This window comes from Rhizobium sp. MHM7A (assembly GCF_005862215.1).
Taxonomy (GTDB): Bacteria; Pseudomonadota; Alphaproteobacteria; order Rhizobiales; family Rhizobiaceae; genus Rhizobium; species Rhizobium bangladeshense.
Genome location: NZ_VCHT01000013.1, coordinates 155,246 through 175,798 on the forward strand (window position 1 = coordinate 155,246; position 20,553 = coordinate 175,798).

The 20,553-nt window shown below is 61.3% G+C and carries 17 protein-coding genes and 1 pseudogene; 6 read left to right on the forward strand and 12 right to left on the reverse strand.

The window, feature by feature from the left end:
- Window positions 1-7: 7 nt before the first annotated feature.
- The 3 genes from FFR93_RS31345 to FFR93_RS31355 all read right to left on the reverse strand — a co-directional run bounded on the left by FFR93_RS31345 (window position 8) and on the right by FFR93_RS31355 (window position 2,458).
- Entirely contained in the window at window positions 8-1,246 is a 1,239-nt protein-coding gene (locus tag FFR93_RS31345) for a glycosyltransferase family 2 protein (protein ID WP_138396052.1), read from the reverse strand.
- A gap of 16 nt (window positions 1,247-1,262) precedes the next feature.
- Window positions 1,263-1,889: an SIS domain-containing protein gene (locus FFR93_RS31350; RefSeq protein ID WP_138396053.1), complete on the reverse strand. Its 627-nt coding sequence runs from the start codon at window positions 1,887-1,889 to the stop codon at window positions 1,263-1,265.
- 212 nt (window positions 1,890-2,101) lie between these two features.
- Window positions 2,102-2,458 (reverse strand): RidA family protein, encoded by a 357-nt coding sequence (locus tag FFR93_RS31355; RefSeq protein ID WP_138396054.1) that lies wholly within the window; start codon window positions 2,456-2,458, stop codon window positions 2,102-2,104.
- A gap of 1 nt (window position 2,459) precedes the next feature.
- Here FFR93_RS31355 and FFR93_RS31360 point away from each other — a divergent pair.
- The 3 genes and pseudogenes from FFR93_RS31360 to FFR93_RS31370 form a co-directional block, all read left to right on the forward strand.
- Window positions 2,460-3,368, forward strand: a pseudogene (locus tag FFR93_RS31360) (FAD-binding oxidoreductase); the annotation flags it as partial.
- Between the two features lie 92 nt (window positions 3,369-3,460).
- Entirely contained in the window at window positions 3,461-3,712 is a 252-nt protein-coding gene (locus tag FFR93_RS31365) for an AbrB/MazE/SpoVT family DNA-binding domain-containing protein (RefSeq protein WP_064712985.1), read from the forward strand.
- Complete coding sequence (locus FFR93_RS31370) at window positions 3,709-4,107, forward strand: type II toxin-antitoxin system VapC family toxin (protein WP_064712986.1); 399 nt, start codon at window positions 3,709-3,711, stop codon at window positions 4,105-4,107. The genes FFR93_RS31365 and FFR93_RS31370 overlap by 4 nt, the downstream gene beginning before the upstream one ends.
- Window positions 4,108-4,189: 82 nt before the next feature.
- On the opposite strand, the gene ugpC is transcribed toward FFR93_RS31370, so the two are convergent.
- The 5 genes from ugpC to FFR93_RS31395 form a co-directional block, all read right to left on the reverse strand.
- Window positions 4,190-5,167 carry a sn-glycerol-3-phosphate ABC transporter ATP-binding protein UgpC gene (gene ugpC / locus FFR93_RS31375; RefSeq protein ID WP_138396055.1) on the reverse strand — a complete coding sequence of 326 codons (978 nt, stop codon included), beginning with the start codon at window positions 5,165-5,167 and terminating at the stop codon, window positions 4,190-4,192.
- A gap of 4 nt (window positions 5,168-5,171) precedes the next feature.
- Entirely contained in the window at window positions 5,172-5,999 is an 828-nt protein-coding gene (locus tag FFR93_RS31380; protein WP_138396056.1) for a carbohydrate ABC transporter permease, read from the reverse strand.
- Complete coding sequence (locus tag FFR93_RS31385) at window positions 5,996-6,874, reverse strand: sugar ABC transporter permease (RefSeq protein ID WP_138396057.1); 879 nt, start codon at window positions 6,872-6,874, stop codon at window positions 5,996-5,998. The genes FFR93_RS31380 and FFR93_RS31385 overlap by 4 nt, the downstream gene beginning before the upstream one ends.
- A 66-nt stretch (window positions 6,875-6,940) precedes the next feature.
- On the reverse strand, window positions 6,941-8,224 hold the full coding sequence (locus tag FFR93_RS31390) for an extracellular solute-binding protein (RefSeq protein ID WP_138396058.1): 1,284 nt from the start codon (window positions 8,222-8,224) through the stop codon (window positions 6,941-6,943).
- A 37-nt stretch (window positions 8,225-8,261) separates the two neighbouring features.
- A complete protein-coding gene (locus tag FFR93_RS31395; RefSeq protein ID WP_138396059.1) occupies window positions 8,262-10,586 on the reverse strand; it encodes an alpha-L-rhamnosidase in 2,325 nt (774 codons plus the stop codon).
- Window positions 10,587-10,728: 142 nt separating this feature from the next.
- Between FFR93_RS31395 and FFR93_RS31400 the strand changes: the two genes are divergently transcribed.
- Complete coding sequence (locus tag FFR93_RS31400; RefSeq protein ID WP_064709390.1) at window positions 10,729-11,787, forward strand: LacI family DNA-binding transcriptional regulator; 1,059 nt, start codon at window positions 10,729-10,731, stop codon at window positions 11,785-11,787.
- Window positions 11,788-11,838: 51 nt separating this feature from the next.
- On the opposite strand, the gene FFR93_RS31405 is transcribed toward FFR93_RS31400, so the two are convergent.
- Window positions 11,839-12,750, reverse strand: coding sequence for a dihydrodipicolinate synthase family protein (locus FFR93_RS31405; protein ID WP_064709391.1), 912 nt, complete (start codon window positions 12,748-12,750; stop codon window positions 11,839-11,841).
- Window positions 12,751-12,887: 137 nt separating this feature from the next.
- Between FFR93_RS31405 and FFR93_RS31410 the strand changes: the two genes are divergently transcribed.
- Together FFR93_RS31410 and FFR93_RS31415 are read left to right on the forward strand one after the other, a co-directional pair.
- Window positions 12,888-13,592 (forward strand): GntR family transcriptional regulator, encoded by a 705-nt coding sequence (locus FFR93_RS31410; RefSeq protein WP_138396060.1) that lies wholly within the window; start codon window positions 12,888-12,890, stop codon window positions 13,590-13,592.
- A 45-nt stretch (window positions 13,593-13,637) separates the two neighbouring features.
- Window positions 13,638-14,780 (forward strand): Xaa-Pro peptidase family protein, encoded by a 1,143-nt coding sequence (locus tag FFR93_RS31415; protein WP_138396061.1) that lies wholly within the window; start codon window positions 13,638-13,640, stop codon window positions 14,778-14,780.
- Window positions 14,781-15,150: 370 nt separating this feature from the next.
- Here FFR93_RS31415 and FFR93_RS31420 read toward each other — a convergent pair whose 3' ends face one another.
- The 3 genes from FFR93_RS31420 to FFR93_RS31430 form a co-directional block, all read right to left on the reverse strand.
- Window positions 15,151-15,681 (reverse strand): cytochrome c, encoded by a 531-nt coding sequence (locus FFR93_RS31420; RefSeq protein WP_138396062.1) that lies wholly within the window; start codon window positions 15,679-15,681, stop codon window positions 15,151-15,153.
- A 439-nt stretch (window positions 15,682-16,120) separates the two neighbouring features.
- Window positions 16,121-19,276, reverse strand: coding sequence for an efflux RND transporter permease subunit (locus FFR93_RS31425; RefSeq protein WP_138396063.1), 3,156 nt, complete (start codon window positions 19,274-19,276; stop codon window positions 16,121-16,123).
- Complete coding sequence (locus FFR93_RS31430; RefSeq protein ID WP_138396064.1) at window positions 19,276-20,349, reverse strand: efflux RND transporter periplasmic adaptor subunit; 1,074 nt, start codon at window positions 20,347-20,349, stop codon at window positions 19,276-19,278. Before FFR93_RS31430 ends, FFR93_RS31425 begins: the two co-directional genes overlap by 1 nt.
- Window positions 20,350-20,553: the final 204 nt, after the last annotated feature.

The following is a 20,553-nucleotide window of genomic DNA, read 5'->3' on the forward strand; positions in this document are numbered from 1 at the left end:
GTCGCTGTTATCCCGCGAGAGGCGGCGCAGGCTTTTTGACGGGCAGCATGACCCCGAGCGCACGTATCATGAGCCCGGATATAAATATCTGGAACGCCGTGATGATGAGCCACAAACCGAAGACGGCCCAGTTGGTCTCGATGCCGATCTCAGGCAGCACGTATCCGTTCCCGACATAGGAATCGAAGAGCGGAACCGCCAGCAAGACGCCTGCCAGAACGGCGACAACAGATCCCCATATTGTTGCATTGTAGGGAAGGAGCCCCTCGAGGCGAGGCTGTACATGTCCCGAATAGTCAAAAATGACGCGACCGATGGCTGCTGAAACTAGCATTGATTGACCCAGGACGGCCAGAGCCATCGCGAACAGCATGGCATTCGACGAGAATCGTACGCCTGCTACGGACATAGGTCCGGCGAGCAGCGGCAACATCATGATCAAGCCGAGGGTGAGAAGCAGAAGGCCCGGCCAAATCAAAAAGAAATCGAACCCGTAGACAAACATCGCCTGCAGATTGCGCCAGCCCGCGCGCCAGGGTTCCATCCAGCCTCGGCGCTTCATATGGCTGAGCCGGCCTTCAGGATCCTTCAGGAAATGAATCGGCACCTCGGTCGTCGCAAGCTCCATATGGACTGACTTCAGCACCATTTCAGACGCGTATTCCCAGCCTTGCGAGCGGAGATCCATGCGCAGCAGCGCATCGACGCTGATGCCGCGCATGCCACAATGGATATCGGAAAAGCGGCTGCCAAACATGCGATTGAGAATCCACGTCGTCAGCGGCGTGCCGAAATAGCGATGCAGCGGCGGCATCGCATTATCCTCGATCGAGCCCTTGAACCGCGAGCCCATGACGAATTCAGATCCCTTCCGGAAGGCCTCGATGAAGGGTGCTATCTGGCGAAAATCATAGGTGCAGTCCGCATCGCCCATGATGATGAATTTGCCCCGGACGAAGGGAATGGCGTCGATATAGGCTCTGCCCAAGCCGCGCTTCGGCGTCCGCAACACGCGCGCGCCCCTCTCACGCGCGATTTCGGGGGTGCGATCGGTCGAACTGTCGACAATAAGGATTTCGACCGCTGCACCACTTGCGGCGATGCCTTGACGGCACCAATCGACGAAAGTTCCAATGGTCAACTCCTCGTTGAGTGAAGGGACGAGGATGGTTACCTCTGGGTCGGCGACGTCGTCGTCGGGGGTAAGGAGCGACAGTTCCGGATCATGGATGTGGGGGAAACTCATGCGCGTGATAAGGCTCTCAGGAAAGGCTGGGCGGGACGAGGCCGCAGGAAAAATCCAATATGGCGTGGCAAATCGCCAGATGGGCAATTTCCACATAGCCATATTGATCGGAAGCGACGTAGAAATTCAGATCGCCGAGCGAGCGCAACGGGTTGCCAGGAGCGAAGCCGCTCAAGGTGATAACGGCACCGCCTTTTTCGCGGGCGGTGCGGACGGCCTTGGTGATGCTTTCCGATTTGCCTGAACTGCTGATCGCAACCAGCAGATCGCCTTCATTCGCATGCATTTCGATCTGCTTTGCGAAGACGTTTTCATAACCGAGGTCATTAGAGAGGCAGGTCAGTGTCGCCCCGTCGTTCATCGCCATGGCGCGGAGTCCGCCATTCTTGGAGTAGTCCGTGGCCATATGGCTGGCAATGGCCGCGCTGCCGCCGTTACCGATGAAGATGATCTTCCGGCCGGCCTCATGGGTCGCACGGGCGAGTTGCATGGCCTCACTCATAGCAGTTGCATAATCCAGGTCTTTGCTACCCTGCCGCGACGCCGCTGCATTCACAAGAACATGGCGTAGAAATGTGAAATAGCGATCGAGATCGCTGGCCGTCACGCCAAGCTCCGAAGTAGTGGTCTGGTTATGTGACATGCTGGTTCAGCCCCTGCGCCTTTGGAGTTGGGGCGTCCTTAAAGGCTAAATTATACAAAGGCAAGTTGCCCGGCATCCCTTCGGACGGTTGTTGGCGAGTGTCACGGCTTTGCAACTGCCGGTCTTCGTCAACCAGGCGGGCGAAATTCTCGTGACGAGGTCGGAGGTTGCTCCTTGCCTCCCGCGCCCGTCGCTCCGGGAAGCTTCGCCGGTCAGTTGCCGGCCGCTGCGATAATGTCGATTTCCACCGCGAATTCCGATGCCGCAAGTCTTGCTTCGACCGTTGCGCGAGCCGGCGCATGGCCCGATGGCACCCAGGCGTCCCAGGCAGCGTTCATCTCTTCGAAGCCGGACATATGCGCAAGCCAGATGGTCGCGCTCAGGATTCGTGTCGGATCGCTGCCGGCGCTTTCCAGAAGCCGGGTGATCCGCGCCAGGATGTTAGTCGTCTGTTCGCGGACGGACGAACCCGGCGCGTCGATGGCGACCTGACCCGCGAGGAAGACAAAGCCGCCGTAGATCACGGTCTGGCTCATCCGCTTTCCGATTTCGTAGCGCTCGATCTGCATGCTGGCGGAGCTGCTTTCCCATGCCGATGCCGCCTGGCAACCACTGGTGACACAGGCAGGCGCCGAAAGGTTGAAGCGGCATAACGGCTGCCTCTATCTCTACAAGACGGAGGCGCAATTCCGGGCGGCCGATGCCGAAAACGCGCTGCGCGAACACCATGGCGTCGCGATGGACAGGCTGGACCGCGTGGCTATCCAGAGCATGGAGCCCAATCTCGCGCCGCTCTACCACAAGGGCGTATTGTTCCGTGACGCTTATGTGTTTTCCAGCCCCAGGCAGCTCGCCTTCGCACTGGCGGAGGCGCTGGTAAACGGCGGCGGAGGAATCATCCGCGGCGAAGTTTCGGCAATCGAGCCGCACAATGAGAGTATCGGCCTCAGGACGGAGGACAAGGCAATCCTTGCCGACCACGCCATCGTGGCCGCCGGCGCCCATTCCCGCAAGCTCGCAGCACTGGCAGGCGACCGTGTTCTGCTCGATACGGAGCGAGGCTACCACGTCCTGTTCCCGGAAGCGGGCGATCTGCTGTCGCGCCCGGTCTGCTATCCAGAACACGGCTTCTATATGGTGCCGATGGCGGACGGGTTGCGCGCCGCGGGAACGGTCGAGCTTGGCGGCCTTGCCGCTCCGCTGAACACGAAGCGGACTGCAATGATACGCGAAGGCGTGAAAAAACTGCTGCCGAGGGCTGGAGACGGCGACGACGAATGGCTCGGTTTTCGTCCCTCCATGCCGGATTCGCTTCCCGTTATCGGCGCTTCCCGCCGCCTGCCCCGCATTACCTATGCCTTCGGCCACGGCCATCTCGGTCTGACGCTGTCTGCGTTGACAGGCTACCTCGTTTCGCAGCTTGTGGCGGGACAACGCCCCATCATCGACCTGACGCCGCTGCGTCCCGGCCGGTTCTGAGTGAGTCACGGGGCCAACAAGACAGTGCTCGAAACTTGATTGTAAGTAAAAAATCCATTACTTTTATCTTGATTTGAGATAGGAGATTTTCCATGCCTTCCCTTGCGGTGACAATGAAAGGGCAAATCACGCTGAGACGGGATTTACTGACGCATCTTGGTGTCAAGCCCGGGGATCGAATTGAATTCGACAAGCTTCCGGGCGGTGAGCTGAGGGTAAAGGCTGCTCGTCCGGCGGGGACGATCGATAATTTCATCGGCCGGCATGCCGGCAGGACGAAAAAGCCGTTGACGATTGAAGAGATGAACGAAATCGCCGCCTCGGGCTGGGCCGGCGAGGAATGAAGGTCTCGGTCGATACCAATATTCTTGCGCGGGCAGTCCTGCAGGATGATGCGGAGCAGGGGGAGGCTGCGGCAAAACTTCTCAGACAGGCATCGCTGGTCGCGGTTTCTCTAACGAGCCTCTGCGAGCTAGTCTGGATACTGCGTCGAGGAGCCAAGCTATCGAAGGAAGATGTTGCACAGACAATTCAAGATCTGCTCAATGCCGGCAATGTGGCAATGAACCGCCCCGCGGTTGAAGCAGGACTGGCGGTGCTGGAAGCGGGCGGCGATTTCGCCGACGGCGTGATTGCCCATGAGGGAGCATGGCTAGGCGGCGAAAGTTTCGTGTCTTTCGACAAACAGGCGGTCGAACTGGTAATCCGCCAAGGCCAGCCCGCCCGTCTTCTCGCCTGACATCGGCTGGCACGAGCGGGCGGAAAGAAGCACAAGATTTTGGTCCCGCGCAATCGGTTCGATATCGCGGCATGCGCACTCCTCAAAACCGGTGCTCCGCTCCCTCGACCGGATTTGCCCAGACCGTCATGCCGGGCGCAAACGGCGTCTCGCCTTCGGCGCGCACGACCATCTCGCCGAGTTCGGTAACGTCGAGATAGAGGATCGCATCGGCGCCGAGCCGTTCCACATGCCGAATCCTGCCCTGCCACCGGCCGGTGCCTTGCGAAAGCCTGATATGTTCCGGCCGGATCCCGTAGGTCGTGCAGTTCATTCGCCGTGCCGTCTCGCCGCCATAGAGGTTCATCCTCGGGCTGCCGATGAAGCCGGCGACGAAGGGCGTGGCGGGATTGCGGTAGAGCTCCATCGGGCTGCCGACCTGCTCGACGGTGCCGCCGTTCAAAACGACGATCTTGTCGGCCATCGTCATGGCTTCGACCTGGTCGTGGGTGACATAGATCATCGTCGATTTCAGCCGGGCGTGGAGCTCCGAAATCTCAAGGCGCATCTGGGCTCTGAGCGAAGCGTCCAGGTTGGAGAGCGGCTCGTCGAACAGGAAGACCTTGGGATCGCGCACGATCGCCCGGCCGATGGCGACGCGCTGCCGCTGGCCGCCGGAGAGCGCTTTCGGCTTGCGCTGCAGGAGGTGGCTGAGCTGCAGCGTTTCGGCAGTCGCCGCCACTTTGGCGGCGATCTCGGCCTTCGGGCGGCCGGCGAGCGAAAGCCCGAAGCCGATATTCTCGGCAACCGTCATATGCGGGTAGAGCGCGTAGCTCTGGAACACCATGGCGATGCCCCGCTCGGAAGGTTCGGCATAGGTCACGTCCTTGCCGCTGATGGTCAGCCTACCCGAAGTCGTCTCTTCGAGGCCGGCGATGATGCGCAGCAGCGTCGACTTTCCGCATCCCGAAGGGCCGACGAATACGACGAATTCGCCGGAGGCAACTTCAAGATCGACCCCTTTGATGACCTCGAGCGCGCCGAAGCTCTTGCGAACCTGTTTGAGAGTGAGCTCAGCCATTCTGCTACCCTTTTACTCCGCCCGCCGTCATGCCCGCGACGATCTGGCGGTTGAAGAAAATGAAGACGATCAGCGGCGGGATCGTCACGAGGAGGATGTTCATGAAGAGCAGATTGTACTGGCTCGAATACATGCTCTGGAAATTATAGAGCGTCAGCTGCACCGTGACGTTCTCCTTGCCGGGAAGGTAGTAGAGCGGATTGGTGAAGTCGTTGAAGATTGCGATCGACTGGACGACGATATTGGTCACGGTCACCGGCTTCAGAAGCGGCAGCACCACCCGGAAGAAGATCTGACGCGGCTTGGCGCCGTCGATCAGCGCCGCCTCGTCGAGATCGCGCGGGATGGTCGAGATGAACGAGCGGTAGAGCAGGATCGAAAAGGAAAGATTATAGGCGACCTGGATCAGGATCATCCCGGTCATGGTCTTGAAGAGGCCGATGTCCTGCAGGAGGCCGATAGTGGGAACAACGGCCGGCGGCATCATCAGCCCCATGAACAGTGCAACGAAGGCCACACGGTTCCAGGCCGTATTGCGGCGCTGCATGACATATCCGACCATTGCCGACAGGAGGATCAGGATCGTGACGGAAACGACCGTGATCAGCGTCGAATTGAAATAGGCTAGCACGAGCTGATAGTCGCGCGCCTTGAAAACGGCGACGATATTATCCCAGAACAGCCAGTGCTCCGGGAGTTCGAAGTCGAGGCGGGAGGCTTCCGATTTGGATTTGACCGCCTGGAGAGCGACGAAGACGAAAGGCATGACGAAGATGACTGCCGCGACGGCAAGGGCTATCGCGCCCGTTACATAGGGTCGGACGCTTCTCATTCCTCGACCTCGCGCCGGTTGAACCATAGGGTGAATGGCAGAATGATTACGGCAATCAGCCCGAACAGAATGACGTTTCCGGCCGTCGACAGGCCATAAAAACCAGCCTGGTACTGCTTATAGATGACCGAGGCGATCACATCGGAGGAGAAACCAGGTCCGCCGCGCGTCATGGCCCATATGAGATCGAAGGAACGCAGCCCGCCGATCAGCGACAATGTCACGACGATGACGGTGGCCGGGCGCACGAGAGGCAGGGTGATCCGGAAGAATTGCTGGAGCCGCGTGGCGCCATCGATCCTGGCGGCCTCGTAATAGTCGGGACTGATCGCAGCCAGACCGGCAATGAAGATCAGGGTGGCAAGGCCGACACCCTTCCAGACGTCGACCAAGGCGACGGAGAAAAGCGCGAGCGCCGGGTTGGTCAGCCATCCCGGCCCCGGGATGCCGAGCGTTTCCAGCGTGACATTGATGATGCCCTTCGTCGGATGCATCATCACCGCGAAGGTAATGCCAATGCCGATCGTCGAGACCAGGACCGGGAAGAAGACCAGCGTTCTTAAGAAGCCGCGGGCGAAGATATTCCCGGTCAGGAGCACGGCCAGCAGCAGCCCGCAGACCGTCTTGAGCCCGGACGTCGTCACGGCATAGATCAGAGTATTGATAAGTCCCTTTATCAGGAACGGCTCGGAGAAGAACTGCTGAAAGTTTTCGAGCCCAATGAATTGCGCCGTCGAAAGATCCCAGCGCGTCAGGCTGAACCAGAGAGAAGAGACCGTAGGAACCAGAAACAGCACGCCGTATACGATGGCAGCCGGAATGAAAAACCACAGCGGGTAGGGCGATTTGCGCGAGCGGGGGCGTGTCTCGATCATGACTACCTCTTCGAGCGGGAGGAACCTCGCTCCATCAGGAGCGAGGTCGGGTGGCCCGCAGGGCCGCTACCAATTGGGCAGGCCGAGCTGCTTGGCCTGTTTGCGCACATCGTCATCATAGAGTTTCGCCGCGTCGGCGGGCTGGCGGATGCCCGAGCCGACTTCGACGGTGATCTGTTCGAGTGACGGCCCCTTGACCGGCGATACGAATTCCAGCGCCGGCGTCGTCTTGCCCTCGGTCTCGAAGTAAGGGAGCATGTCCTTGACGACAGGAGGCACATCGGCGGGCAGATCGCAGCCATCGACAAGCGAAGGCCCCTGAACGGTGTTGGTGTCGACCATGATCTTGCAGCCCTCGACGCCTCCGGCGAAATCCACGAACTTCTTCGCTTCTTCGATATGCTGGCTGGCAGCGGGAATGTAGAGCGCGGGCGGCATCCACACCGTCAGGCCATTGACCGCGGCATCGTCGCTCGGCTGGGCAAAGAAACCGACATCGCCGAGGTTTTCGGGATAATTCTGTTTCAACACGCCGACTGCGAAGGTCAGCATCGGATAGTGCGCCGCCTCGCCGGTCGCGACCATTCTCAACCCGTCGTCATAACTTGCCGCGCCGAAGTCCTCGTTCATCAGGCCGGCATCGTGAACATCCTTCAACCGCTCGAAACCTTTCATGGCCGCCGGCGTCTCGGCATATTTCGCCTTGTTGGCGGTATAGTCGGAGGCGAAGTTCGGCACTGCGGCATGCAGATTATAATAGTCGGCCAGCACGAAGAGTTGCGAGGTCCAGGTGTCGCGATAGGTTTGTGCGACGGCGACTTTGCCCGCAGCCTTGACCTTTTCATTGTTCGCCATGAACTCCGCCCATGTTTTCGGGACGGAGAGGCCGAGGTCCTGGTAGATCTTTCTGTTATAGAGGATCCCGCCCGCCATCGCCGTGCCGAAGGGAACGCCGTAAAGCTTATCTTCGGCGCGGACGACGGATTTGAAACCTTCATTCACCTTTGCCTGAGACGAAAGGCTGCTGAGGTCCACGAGCGTCTGAGCAGGCTTCAGCGCCTGCAGCAGCGAGCCGGAATTATAGAGGAACACGTCTGGCATCTCACCCGTCGCCAGACGCGTCTTGACGATATTGTCGCCTTCGCCGCCGCCCGGCCGCTGTTCGATTTCGATGGTCACGTCGGGCGCCTTGGCCTGGTAAGCAGCAACCAGTGCCTCGGCGGCCGCGACAGTATCGGGACTGTTGTCGATCAGGAATGACAGCGTGGTTTCCGCATGCGACGGGTTAGCCGCTGCCAGCGCAACAAGCGTGAACGCGCCCGCGAGAATGAGCCTTATCCGATGTGTCATGACGTTCCTCCTCTGAACGGTGTGACCTATATGCTCCTCAGTAATCGGGTAGGGAAAAGACCAGCCGGTGCGTGCCCGGGGGAAGAATCGCCTCCTCGATGACGGGCTCCCCATTGAGCGACGGGTTCCGGTGCCGGCCGCCGGGCCGGAAGCGGCCGACGCAGCCCTCCGGAAGCGTCAGCACATAGGTGACCTCGCTGCCGGCGCAGGCCCAGCCGACGTCTATGCGCCCCTGGCTGATATCGTGATAGGCTGAAACCGGAGAAAGCGACGCGATCGGCGCGGGATCGACGATCACCTCGGCAAATCCGGGCGCCTCCGGGCTCGGCGAAATGCCGGCGACACATTCGAACAGCCATTGGCAGACGGCGCCATAGGCATAATGATTGTAGCTGTTCATATCGGGTTCGTAGATGGTGCCGTCGGGCGCCATGGAATCCCAGCGCTCCCAGATCGTCGTCGCCCCCTTGGACACCTGGTAGAGCCAGCCCGGCACGTCCTCCTGCAGGAAGACCTTTTCGGCGAGGTCGTCCATTCCGAGCTTCGTCAGGGCCGGCAAAAGGGCAGGCGTGCCGATGAAACCGGTGCCGATCTTGTAGTCGGCGTCAATGATCACCTTCCGGAAATGTAGCCGGGCGGCTTGCTGATGCTCCGCCGGTATCAGATCATAGAGGAAAGCCAGTGCATAGGATGTCTGGTCATTATGGGCGAGCCGCCCCGCCGGCGTGATGAACTCGTTGGCAAAGGCCAGCCGGATCTGATCGGCGCGGCTTTCCATCTGCTCTTCGAGCCCATGCTCGCCGAGAATGCCGGCGATCTTCGCCAGAAGATCCGTCGAGATGAAGTGGTAGAGGGTGGCCGCGCAGTCGTCGGCGATTGTCGGGCGCGGCTTTCTGTTATCGCCGACCGGCTGCAGCCAGTCGCCGAAGGTAAAGCCGCGGGCGCCCCAGTGCGAGGGCGGACGGACGATCGGGCCGTTCGAGATGGACCAGACGAAATCGACCCAGCGCACCATCGAATCCAGGCACTCCGAAAGAACGGCCCGGTCACCGTAATGGGTGTAGAGCACCCACGGGATCACGACGATCGCATCGCCCCAGCCGGTCGAGCCGGCATAGCCCGGGAAATTACCGGGGTGCAGTCGCGTTGGGTCCGGCGAAAAATGCGAAATGGCGCCGTCCTGGCGCTGGTCGGCCATCACATCCCGCAGGTATTTCCTGAGGAAGGACCGGCTGTCGCTCAGCCAGCATGCGGTTGCGGCAAAGACCTGGGCGTCGCCCGTCCAGCCCAGGCGTTCGTCGCGCTGCGGGCAATCCGTGGGCACTTCGATGAAATTGGCGCGCTGCGACCAGATGGTGTTCTCGACGAGACGATTGACGAGCGCATTGCCCGAGGTGAAGCCGCCCGCGGGCTCAGGCACCGAGGAGATCGGGACGGATGCGATGGCGAGGATTTTCGCATCGCCCTTGACCGTCACTCGGGCATACCGGAAGCCGTGAAAGGTGAAATGCGGCGCATAGGTCTCGTCGCCGTCGCCGCGTAGCGTGTAGAGGGTGTGCGCCGCCGCCGTGCGATAATTGCGATTGTCGAAATGACGGTCGGGGCCGAGCACTTCCGAATGCTCCACCTGCACTTCGGCGCCGGCAACACCCCGGACCGTGTATCTGACATAGCCGCCAGCATTCTGGCCAAAATCATAGACGGTCCTGCCGTCATCGTCGGTCCAGCTTTCGATCGGGGCAAGCGGCGGCAGCTCCTGCACCGCCGCGGTTTCATGCGCGACGAGCAGCAGCGTTCTGTCGAACGGCAGACTTTCCGTGCCATGGGACTCGTTGAGATTTTCCTGGCGGGCATCATAGATCTCGCCGAAATAGATCCCCGATTTCCGGATCGGCAGGAGGCCGCTACGCCAGGTGGTGTCGGTGGAAAGAATGACGCCGCCAGGGCCGACCAGATCGGCGATGGCGCCGATCCTGTCGCCCCAGCAGTTCGGGATCGCCTTGGCGCCCCACATCAAAGGTGAGCGGTACCATCCGTCGGCAAGCCAGATTTCGATGCGGTTGAAGCCCGGCTTGAGCAGGTTCGAGACAGCATATCGCTGATAGGCGATGCGATCGTCGTAATTCGTCCAGCCCGGCGTCAGCAGGTCGGCGCCGACGCGGGCGCCGTTGATGAAGCAGCGGTAGAGGCCGAGGGCGGAGATGAAGAGTTCGACCGGAAGCCCGGTGCCATCGTGATCGAAGGTCTTGGAGACGAAGCTCGCGGGCGTTCCCTGGCCGCCGTCCGACAGCGGCGCGATCATCTCTCCCGACCAGGCGCGCGAAACGAGATTGCCGTCGATGGCTGTCGGCTGAAAGTTCATCAAGTCCTCCCGGTCATTTGTAGAACGTTCTCCATATAACGTTCTACATTTTTTTCGGAAGCGCAATAGAAATTTCGTCGCCACTCTGCCATGGTGGTTACGGGCGATCGTTGACGGCCCGCAGAGTAAGCCCAGAGATTTCATGTCGATCGAAGACAAACAAAGACTGCAACGCAATGATCGCGTGACGATCCGGACAGTGGCAACGCATGCGGGCGTATCGGTGGCCGCCGTTTCCAAGGTGATGCGAAACGCCTATGGCGTCAGCGAAGCGCTGCGCGCAAAGGTGACGGAGGCCATCGAGGCGCTCGGATACCGGCCTTCACGGGCGGCGCGGGGGCTGCGGGGCCGCAGTTTCACCATCGGCGTGCTGCTGATCGATATCCGCAATCCCTTCCTTCCCGAGGTGATCGCCGGCGTCAACGGCGTGCTGGCCCCTTCGCACTATCAGGCGATGATCGGCGTCAGCGATGCGCGCGTGCAGCTGGAGACGTCGTTGATCGAATCGATGATCGACTACAAGATGGACGGCCTGATCCTGGTTGCGCCGCGCCTGCCCTCTGAGATCATCGCAAAATTCGCGGTGGAGATACCGATTGTCGCGGTTGGTTACCACGATGCCGGCGCCACGGCCTTCGACACCGTCAATGCCGACGACCAGCGCGGGGCGGAGATTGCGGTGGAAGCTCTGCTTGCCTGCGGCTATCGCGACATCGAAATGCTGAGCCTCGGCGAGCGCGAGGGGCATCAGGTTTCCGTCGTCCGCCAGCGTGAGATCGGCTTCCGCCGGGCAATGCAGCGCGGCGGGCTCGGCTCGTCTGCGCCGATCACCAAGATCCCGATCGCTCCGCCAAAGCGGGAAGAAACGATGCGGAAATTCCTGTCACGAAAAAACAGGCCGCGCGCCGTCTTCTGTTGGAGCGATCTTGATGCCATCACGCTGCTCAGCCTGGCGATGGAGATGGGCGTGCGTGTGCCGGAAGATCTTGCTGTCGTCGGCTATGACAATTCGTCGACCGCAGCACTTGGCCTCGTCAATCTCGCAAGCATCGATCAGTCGGGCAGGGAGCTCGGTCAGGTCGCCACCCGGACGCTGATTTCGAGGATAGAGGGCCGCACAGGCGCCGAGCATATTTTCCAGATACCGTCGCTGGTCAGCCGCAACAGCCTCACTCGCTCCGGCAACGCTCCAGGCACATAGCCCCAGAAATGGCAAGGCCGGCTGCCGTTGCGGGCTGCCGGCCTCGCAGTCTCAGGCGGCCTTGCCTAGTTTCGTGGGCCGCGTCGCGGCAGCCTTCTCGACCATGGCGGTGACTTCGGTGCGCCGTGCCCCCGAAAGCGGCAGGCGCGGCATGCGGACCCGTTCGGAGCCGCGGCCCATGATCTGCTCGGCGAGCTTGATCGACTGCACGAGGTCATGCTCGGCGTCGAGATGCAGAAGCGGCATGAACCAGCGGTAGATCCTGCGGGCCTCTTCCCAGTCGCCGCGTTCGGCCGCAGCAACGAGCTGCACGGATTCCTCCGGGAAGGCGCTGGTCAGGCCGGAGACCCAGCCCTTGGCGCCGAGCATCAGGCCTTCTAGCGCAACGTCATCGAGGCCGGCGAAGATATCGAAGCGGTCGCCGAAGGCGTTGATGAGATCGGTGAAGCGGCGCGGATCAGGCGCGCTTTCCTTGACCGCCTTGATGTTTGGAACGTCGGCAAGCACCTTCAGCACGTCGACGCCGATGTTGACGCGGTAGGCGGGCGGATTGTTGTAGAGCATGATCGGCAGCGACGTCGCCTCGGCGACGGTCCGGAAATGCGCGATCAGCTCTTCCGGCTTCGGCACGTAGACCATGGCCGGCAGCAGCATCAGGCCGTCGGCGCCGAGCTTTTCGGCATCGCGGGCATAGGCGACGGCGCGGCGAGTATCGAATTCGGAGACGCCGGTGACGACGGGAACGCGGCCATTGACGACCTCGACGGCGGCTTTCAGGATGGTGCGCTTCTCATCGGGATCGAGCGAGTTGTTTTCACCGCATGTGCCCATGACGATCAGCCCGTTGACGCCGTCGTTGACGAGCGCGTCCTGAACGCGCTGGGTTGCGGAAAGGTCCACGGAAAGGTCTTCGTTGAACTGCGTCGTTACGGCGGGAAATACGCCCTTCCATCCTGTTGTCATCGATCGAAACTCCGTTAAGGTGTGTTCCTTATATACAAACTGTCGACAGTACTCAATCGTCTTGATTTTAAAAATTTGTCGCCGTTGCGGAAATCGGCCAAAACGCAATACAAGGCTCTCATGAACGGGAGGGACGGATGCAAAACGAGGCGGAAAATGTGCGGGTGCGAGGTTCCGGCACGCAGAGCGTCTATGTCACGCTGCGCCGGCAAATCCTGTCGATGGGGCTTGAGCCAGGCAGCCCCCTCGATGAGGTGCGGCTGTCGGAGCGGTTCGGCATGTCGAGAACACCCATACGCGAGGCGCTGTTGCGGCTTGCCGCCGATGGGCTGGTCACGACCCTGCCGAACCGGAACACGATCGTCGCACCGATCGATTTTGCCAACCTGCCCACCTATTTCGAAGCGCTGACGCTGATGTACCGGGTGACGACTCGCGGAGCGGCGGGGCGGCGGAACGACGCGATCATGGAGACCATCCGCCGCCACCAGAAGGACTTCGCCGGCGCCGTTGCCGCGCGCGACGCCTATGCGATGATCGAGGCGAACCGCGAATTCCACGTGGCGATCGCCGAGCTTGCCGGCAACTCCTATTACACGGCCTTCTTTGCCAGGCTGCTCGACGAAGGCCGGCGGATCCTTCGCCTTTATTATTCGACGTTCGAAGACCGGCTGCCGCGCCAATATGTCGATGAACACGAGGAAATCATCGCCGCGATCGAGGCCGGTGACGCCGAACGCGCCGATCGGCTGGCGATTGCCCACGCCGGCCAGATCGTCCGCCAGATCCAGGACTATCTCGCCCGCAACCTCGATCGGCCGGTGGCGATCGGTCTGTCCTGAAGCGCTGCGCGGGACTAGGCATAACGGTAAGAACAGGAAAACGACATGTCGTGGCAGCATCCCATACCCCGCATCACCGAGGATGAGCGGCAGAACCGCCTCACCAGGCTGCGAGAAGCGATTGACGCCGAAGGACTGGCAGGCATGCTTCTCGGCCCGACCGAAAGCCTGCGTTATTTCACCGGCCTCGTCTGGCACCCGAGCGAAAGGTTCCTCGGCGCGCTCATCACCCCCACGGCCGTTTCCTATATCGTTCCCGGTTTCGAGCGCAGCCGCGTCGAAACCCTGCCGCATCTGCCGGGGGAAATTCTGGTCTGGGAAGAGGAGGAAAGCAGTGCTGCACTCATTTCCCGCCTTGTCAGCCGAGGCGGCAGGCTTGCACTCGACGATGGTCTGCCGCTGTTTTTCTATCACGCCTTGGCCGCGGCGATGGGCGCCGAAAGGCTCGCCGATGGCGGACGGCTGATCCGCGGCCTGCGCCGCATCAAATCCGTCGCGGAGATTTCGCTGATCCAATATGCGATGAACCTGACGCTCGACGTGCACAGGCAGGTGCATGGGCTGTTGAAGCCGGGCATCACCTCATCCGAAGTGGTCGATTTCATCGACCGGCAGCATCGCCAGGCGGGCGCCGATGACGGCTCGACATTCGCAATCGTCTCCTTCGGCGCGGCGACCTCGCTTCCGCATGGCGCCGACGGCGAGCAGATCCTTGGCGACGACGACGTCATTCTTGTCGATACCGGCTGCCGGGTCGACGGCTACCATTCCGATATCACCAGGACCTATATGCTCGGCGGCGGCGACGGCGACTTTGAGCGTGCCTGGTGGATCGAACGGGAGGCGCAGCAGGCCGTCTTCGATGCCGCCCGGATCGGCGCCGCCTGCTCGAGCCTCGACGATGCGGCCCGCAATGTGCTCGCCAAACATTCTCTCGGCCCCGACTATAGCCTGCCGGGATTGCCGCATCGCGCCGGTCATGGCCTGGGACTCGCGATCCATGAAGAGCCTTACATCGTTCGCGGCAACGACACGACCCTTGCCGCCGGCATGTGTTTTTCCAACGAACCGATGATCGTCTTCCCCGATAAATTCGGAATCCGGCTGGAGGACCATATCTATATGACCGCAGACGGTCCTCGCTGGTTCACCGATCCGGCGGCCGGACCCATCGAGCCGTTCTCCTGAGCGGGCGAATGCCGTCAGTCCATGCGCCAGTTCGCGCGGTGCTAGGTCTCCTGAAAACATGAGCGACGGACGTCGCTTCACTTCTCAGAGCGGAGACTCTGTTGATCCGCAGCGGCCGGATCGCCACCGCTTCGATCGGCTACGCCAGCGGCGCCTTGCCTGATTTCAAAGCAACGGAGCGGCTCTCTTGACTTCCATGGACGTTCAGACGGGAGCCTGTATCTTGCTGGCCTCCGGACACTTCAAGCTATGTCAATATTGGAGGCAGGTCGGCATGTCGTTGAAAACCGTCAAGACACCGGCGTATCTGCGACGGGCAGTCTCAGCAGGTTACCTGCTTCCATCACCTCATCGCAGCATTCGTCACTTTCTAGTTTGGCGCGCTGGCTGCGGTTTCACCCGGGGGCATGATCCGGAACAAGAAGGTTGAAACCTTCTCCCCCGGCTTGAAGGGGCCGGGAACCTGGTTAGTTACCGGTTTCAAGCTTTCAAGGAACGCTGCAATTGATGTCACGTCCTCGTCAGTGAGCTGCGCGAATGCATGCCATGGCATGATTGGCGCCAGGACGCGACCGTCCGGCCGCTGGCCGGTCTGAAGGGCAGTCACAATCTGTTCCCTGGTCCAGCTGCCGATGCCGGTCTCCTTGTCAGGCGTAATGTTGCGGCCGACAAAAACCCCCTGGCCCGGGATCTCAAAACCAACATCCGATCCACCGAGAAATCGCTCGGTGTCCGGCTTTCCGAAGAAATATCCCGGTGTGTGGCAGTCGTTGCACCCGCCGACCGTGACGAGATATTCGCCGCGCGCAATCTGTGGATCATCGGCCGCTGCTGCGATGCTCAACGGTAGCTCCAACGCACAAGCGGCTAAAAATGCGAACCGAACGCTAAATCGAAACATTTTACCCTCCGTGTTACGGCCGCCCGCAGCCGAAAAGGACTGAATATCACGATGAAGTTGTTCTATATATTAGCCACTTCGAATTATCGAATTGTACGGGGACGCAGGCCGCCAGGCAGGCAGTGAAAAAGCGCCACCACGCGAGCAGGCCTGCATGTATTTTCGCGAGCACGGGGCGCGGCCGCCACTATTCGATCAACGGCGGCCGGATTGTTATCACTTCGCTCGGGGGCGTCGGCCACCAGCGCCACCTTGCCCGGTTTCGAAGCGATGGAGACGTTGTCTAACGCATAGCAGGACGCGCAGGCGGCTTGTGGCCGCCTGCGGGGGAACACGTCCCGCGGCTTTGTTCCTGGGGAGGAACTACACCGAAGAGGCTGCCGTCACCGACCGTTGTCTGGAGCGGGACCCTCTGCCCAAGCGGTTGGGGGAGCGGAGATCATCTCTGAGCGTGCCCCCGCCTCGATTGCTCGGGCTGGAAGGCGATGGCCGCGTGATCGTTGGAGGCCTGCGGTTTATCATCGGCGATCTCCTGGGCCAGGCCGATCCGGCGCAGCAACCGTCTGAGCGCCTCGTCCAGGTCATCGACGAAGGTGAAGATGACAGGGATGACGACGAGGCTGAGCAGCGTCGACATCATTACGCCGCCGATTACCACGATCGCCATCGGCTGCCGGAAGCTCGAATCGCCGCCGGTCAGGCTGAGAGCGACCGGAAGCATGCCGCAAGCCATGGCGATGGTGGTCATGACGATCGGCCGGGCGCGCTTATGGCAGGCATCCACGAGGGCATCGAACCTGGACATGCCCTGGCGGCGCGACATGATCGCGTATTCGATCAGCAGGATCGAGTTCTTCGTCACCACGCCCATCAGCATGAGAAGCCCGATGACGGCGGCCAGCGAGAAGCTGGTCCCGGTCACCACCAGCGGCACGAGCGCGCCACCGAGCGAGAGTGGCAGAGCCATCAGCAGGGTGAGCGGCTGCAGGAAGTCGTGGAAGAGCAGGACGAGGACCGCGTAGATGCAGAACACGCCGATCGCCATTGCCAGCCCGAAGCTCTGGAACAGTTCCGAGCTGCGCTGAAGTTCGCCCTGCTCGACAAGTGTAACGCCCGAGGGCAGATGCTGTAGCGCCGGCAGCGCCTGTGCCTCGCGGTTGACGTCGCCGAGGATGCGGCCGTTGAGTTCAACCGATAGGGTGACGTTGCGCATCCGGTCGATGCGGTCGATTTCGGAGGGACTGCCGCCGATCCGGATATCGGCGATCGATCCGAGATCGACACTGCCGTTCGTGCCCGCCACCCGCATGTTCTTGATATCGTCAAGGCTGGTGCGCGACTCCGTGCTGAAGCGGACAACGATAGGAACCTGGCGCTGCGGCAGATTGAGCTTTGGCAGACTGGCGGAATATTCGCCGTTCGTCGCCACGCGCGCGGCCTCGGCGATGGCGCTCGACGTTACTCCGAGCGCTGCGGCGCGCGCGAAGTCCGGGGTGATCTGGATCTCCGGCGCCTGCCTTGCCGCGGTCGATGTCACAGCTCCGATGCCTTTGAGCGTACGGAGCTGCTCCTCGAGCGCCGTGCTGGCGCTGTCGAGGGCGTTAGCGTCGTCGCTGGCAAGGGTGATCTCCAGCTTGGTGCCGTTGGCGCCATTGCCGACTGCGACCCGCACGCCTGATAGAACCGAAAGAGCCTGCCGGATGTCGTTTTCGATTTCCGACTGCTTGCGGTCACGCTCGCCGATCGGCGTCAGCACAGCGACGATCGTGGCGGAATTGACGCTGCTCGTGGTGCCGACGTCGGCGCCGCCACCCGAAGATGCGGAGCCGACCGAGGAAAAGACATGCGTGACATCCGCGAGCTTGCGGACGAGATCGGCGGCTTTCCTCGTCATGGCATCCGTTTGCTCGATCGTGGCGCCCGGCTGCATGGTCAGCGTGATCTGGGTGCGCGCGTCGTCCGAAGCCGGCAGGAAGCCGGATTTCAGCAGCGGAATAGTGGAGAGAGATAGCGCGACGACAATGGCGGTTACGGCCACGGTGGTCTTTCGCCGGTTCATGGCAGCTTTCACGATTGCCAGATAAGCGCGCATGATGCGGCCATCCGTTTCCTCCGTCGGAGGGGCGGCCTTCATGAAATAGGCGGCCATCATCGGCGTCAGCAGGCGGGCGACGACCAGCGAGGCGAGAACGGCGACAGCGGCCGTGACCCCGAACTGGCGGAACAGAAGTCCCGGAATACCGCTCATGAAGGCCGTCGGCAGAAAGACGGCGACCAGTGTGAAGGTAGTTGCGATGACGGCAAGCCCGATCTCGTTGGCGGCTTCGAGGGCGGCATCGATCGGCCGCTTGCCCATCTGCAGGTGGCGGGCGATATTTTCGATCTCGACGATGGCGTCGTCGACGAGGATGCCGACCACCAGCGACAGCGCCAGCAGCGTGATGACATTCAGGCTGAAGTCGGCAAAGTACATGATGAGGAAGGTGGGGATGACAGACAAGGGCAGCGCCACGGCCGACAGGATCGTCGCGCGCCAGTCGCGAAGGAAGAGCCAGACGACGATGATCGCCAGGATCGCCCCCTCGTACAGCATGTGCATCGAACCATCGTAGTTGTCGATGATCGGCCCGATCGTGCTGTAGGCTTCGTCGATCTGGACATTGGAATGTTTTGCGGCAAGCTGTTTCATCGCCGTGTCGACATCGCCGGCGACACCGCTGTCGGAAAAACCGTTCGAGCGCTTGATCTCGACGGCGATCACCGGTTTTCCGTCGAGATAGGCCATCGAAGACCGCTCCGCAAAGCTGTCGGTGACGGATGCGACGTCGTCGAGACGAACCTGCTGGCCGTTGGTCAAGGGAATTCTGAGCCCCTTCAGCTCATCGACCGAAGCTACGGCGCCGAGCGTACGCAAGGTTTGCCGAGTGCCACCGATTTCGCCGAGACCGCCTGACGTGTCCGCCTGCACGGCCTTCAGCTGCGACGACACGGTCGCTGCCGTGACCCCGAGCGACGCCATCGTCGCGGGATCGAGATCGACGTGAACCTCGCGGTCGATCCCGCCGATGCGGTTGACTTCTCCGACGCCTGACACCGACAGCAGCGCCTTGGTCAGATCATTGTCGACAAACCAGGAAAGCTCGGTTTCGTTGAGAGCAGTCGAGCGGACGGCATAGGTGACCAGCGCGGAGCTTTGAACCGTGACCTTGGTGACGCTTGGTGTCTCCATCTGCGCCGGAAGATCGCCCTTGACGCTGTCGACGGCGTTGCGGACTTCGTTGAGCGCCGCTTCGCTGTCTTTATCCAGCTTGAAGGAAACCTTGATCGAGACGGTGCCGTCGGTGATCGTCGTGGTGATGTGGTCGAGATAGCTGAGCGAAGCCAAACTGTCTTCGATGGTGCGGGCGACCTCGGTTTCGAGCTGTGCCGGCGCCGCTCCGTCGAGCGTCGCCGTGACGCTGATCGTTGGAAGGTCCATATCGGGGAAGTTCTGGACCGCCAGGGTCTTGAAGGCCAAAAGTCCCCCAACCGTCAGCATCACGAACAGCAAGATTGCCGGGACGGGGTTGTGGATCGACCATGCCGAGAAGTTCATCAGTTTTTCTCCGCGATCTTCACGAGGTCATTGTCCGAGAGGAATGCGCCGCCCGACGCCACCACCTTCGACGTCCGGTCGATGCCGGAGACGATTTCCACCTCGCCATTGTTGCGGCGGCCGGTTTCCACCCGGAGCCTTTGCACCCGTTGATCCTCGCCTGCGGTGAAGACGTAACTGATCCCATCGCGGAACACGATTGCGGTCTCGGGCACGGTTAACGCCGGGGAGGTCTGCAGCTCGATGTTGCCTGTGACGTAAAGGCCCGTGCGCGGACGGGTATCGGCCGGCAGCGTGACATAGACGATTGCCCGGCTGGTATCGGTGCTGACTGATGGCCCGACAAGTCTCACCTTACCTTTGATGGCGTGGCCTTCAGGCCCGTTGACCTTGACGTTCAGGCCTGGCGAAATGCGCGGGAGGTAACGCGAGGAAACCTCAGCCTGCCATTCGATCCGCTGCTGGCGAACCATGCGAAACAATTCGGTGCCGGCGGAGACGACGGCACCGAGATCGGCGGAACGCGAGGTGATGAGGCCGTCATCGACCGCCGTAATGGTCGTCTGCGCAAGCTTGATCTTTTCGCTGTCGAGCGCGGCCTCTTCTGACGCAAGACTTGCCGTCGCCGTCTGTTCGTCGGCGAGATATTCGACGATTTTCTCATCGGAGAGCGCCCCTGAAGGCTGGAGCTGCCGCGCCCGGTCGGCATTGGCTTTGGCCTTCGAAAGGCTTGCTTTGGCGGTCGCGACGGCGGCCTCCTGCTTGCGAAGATCGGCGAGCACGCTTTCCTGGGAAAGCCGGACAAGCGTCTGGCCTTTCGTGACCACGGAACCGACATCGACCAGAACATCGGTTATGCGCAGGCCGCTCGTCTCGGAGGCGATGACGGCTTCCTGCCATGGTTTCAGCCATCCGCTCGCCGGAACGGTCTCAGGCCAGTCTCGCTGAGCCGGCGCCGTCAGAGAGACGGTGAGAGCGGTTGCCGCAGCCTGGTCCGCCATGGCATTGCGAAGGGGGGAGACGAGTGCGGCCGCAACGACGGCGGCCGCGAATAGTCTGGACGGTTTTCTCAACGATGCACTCCTTATGGTCAAGGCATCCGTGCCTTTCCCGATCGGCGCAATCGACTGAAGGATTGCCGCTCATGCACGGCAACCGGGCTCTCAGCGCGCGACGATGTCATGGCAGGATAAGTAACGGGGCGAACGTTAAGTGCGGTCAAGCTAGTGTTAAGTTGAGTAAAACTTACCCGCACGAGTGCGATTGTGCTGTATGGC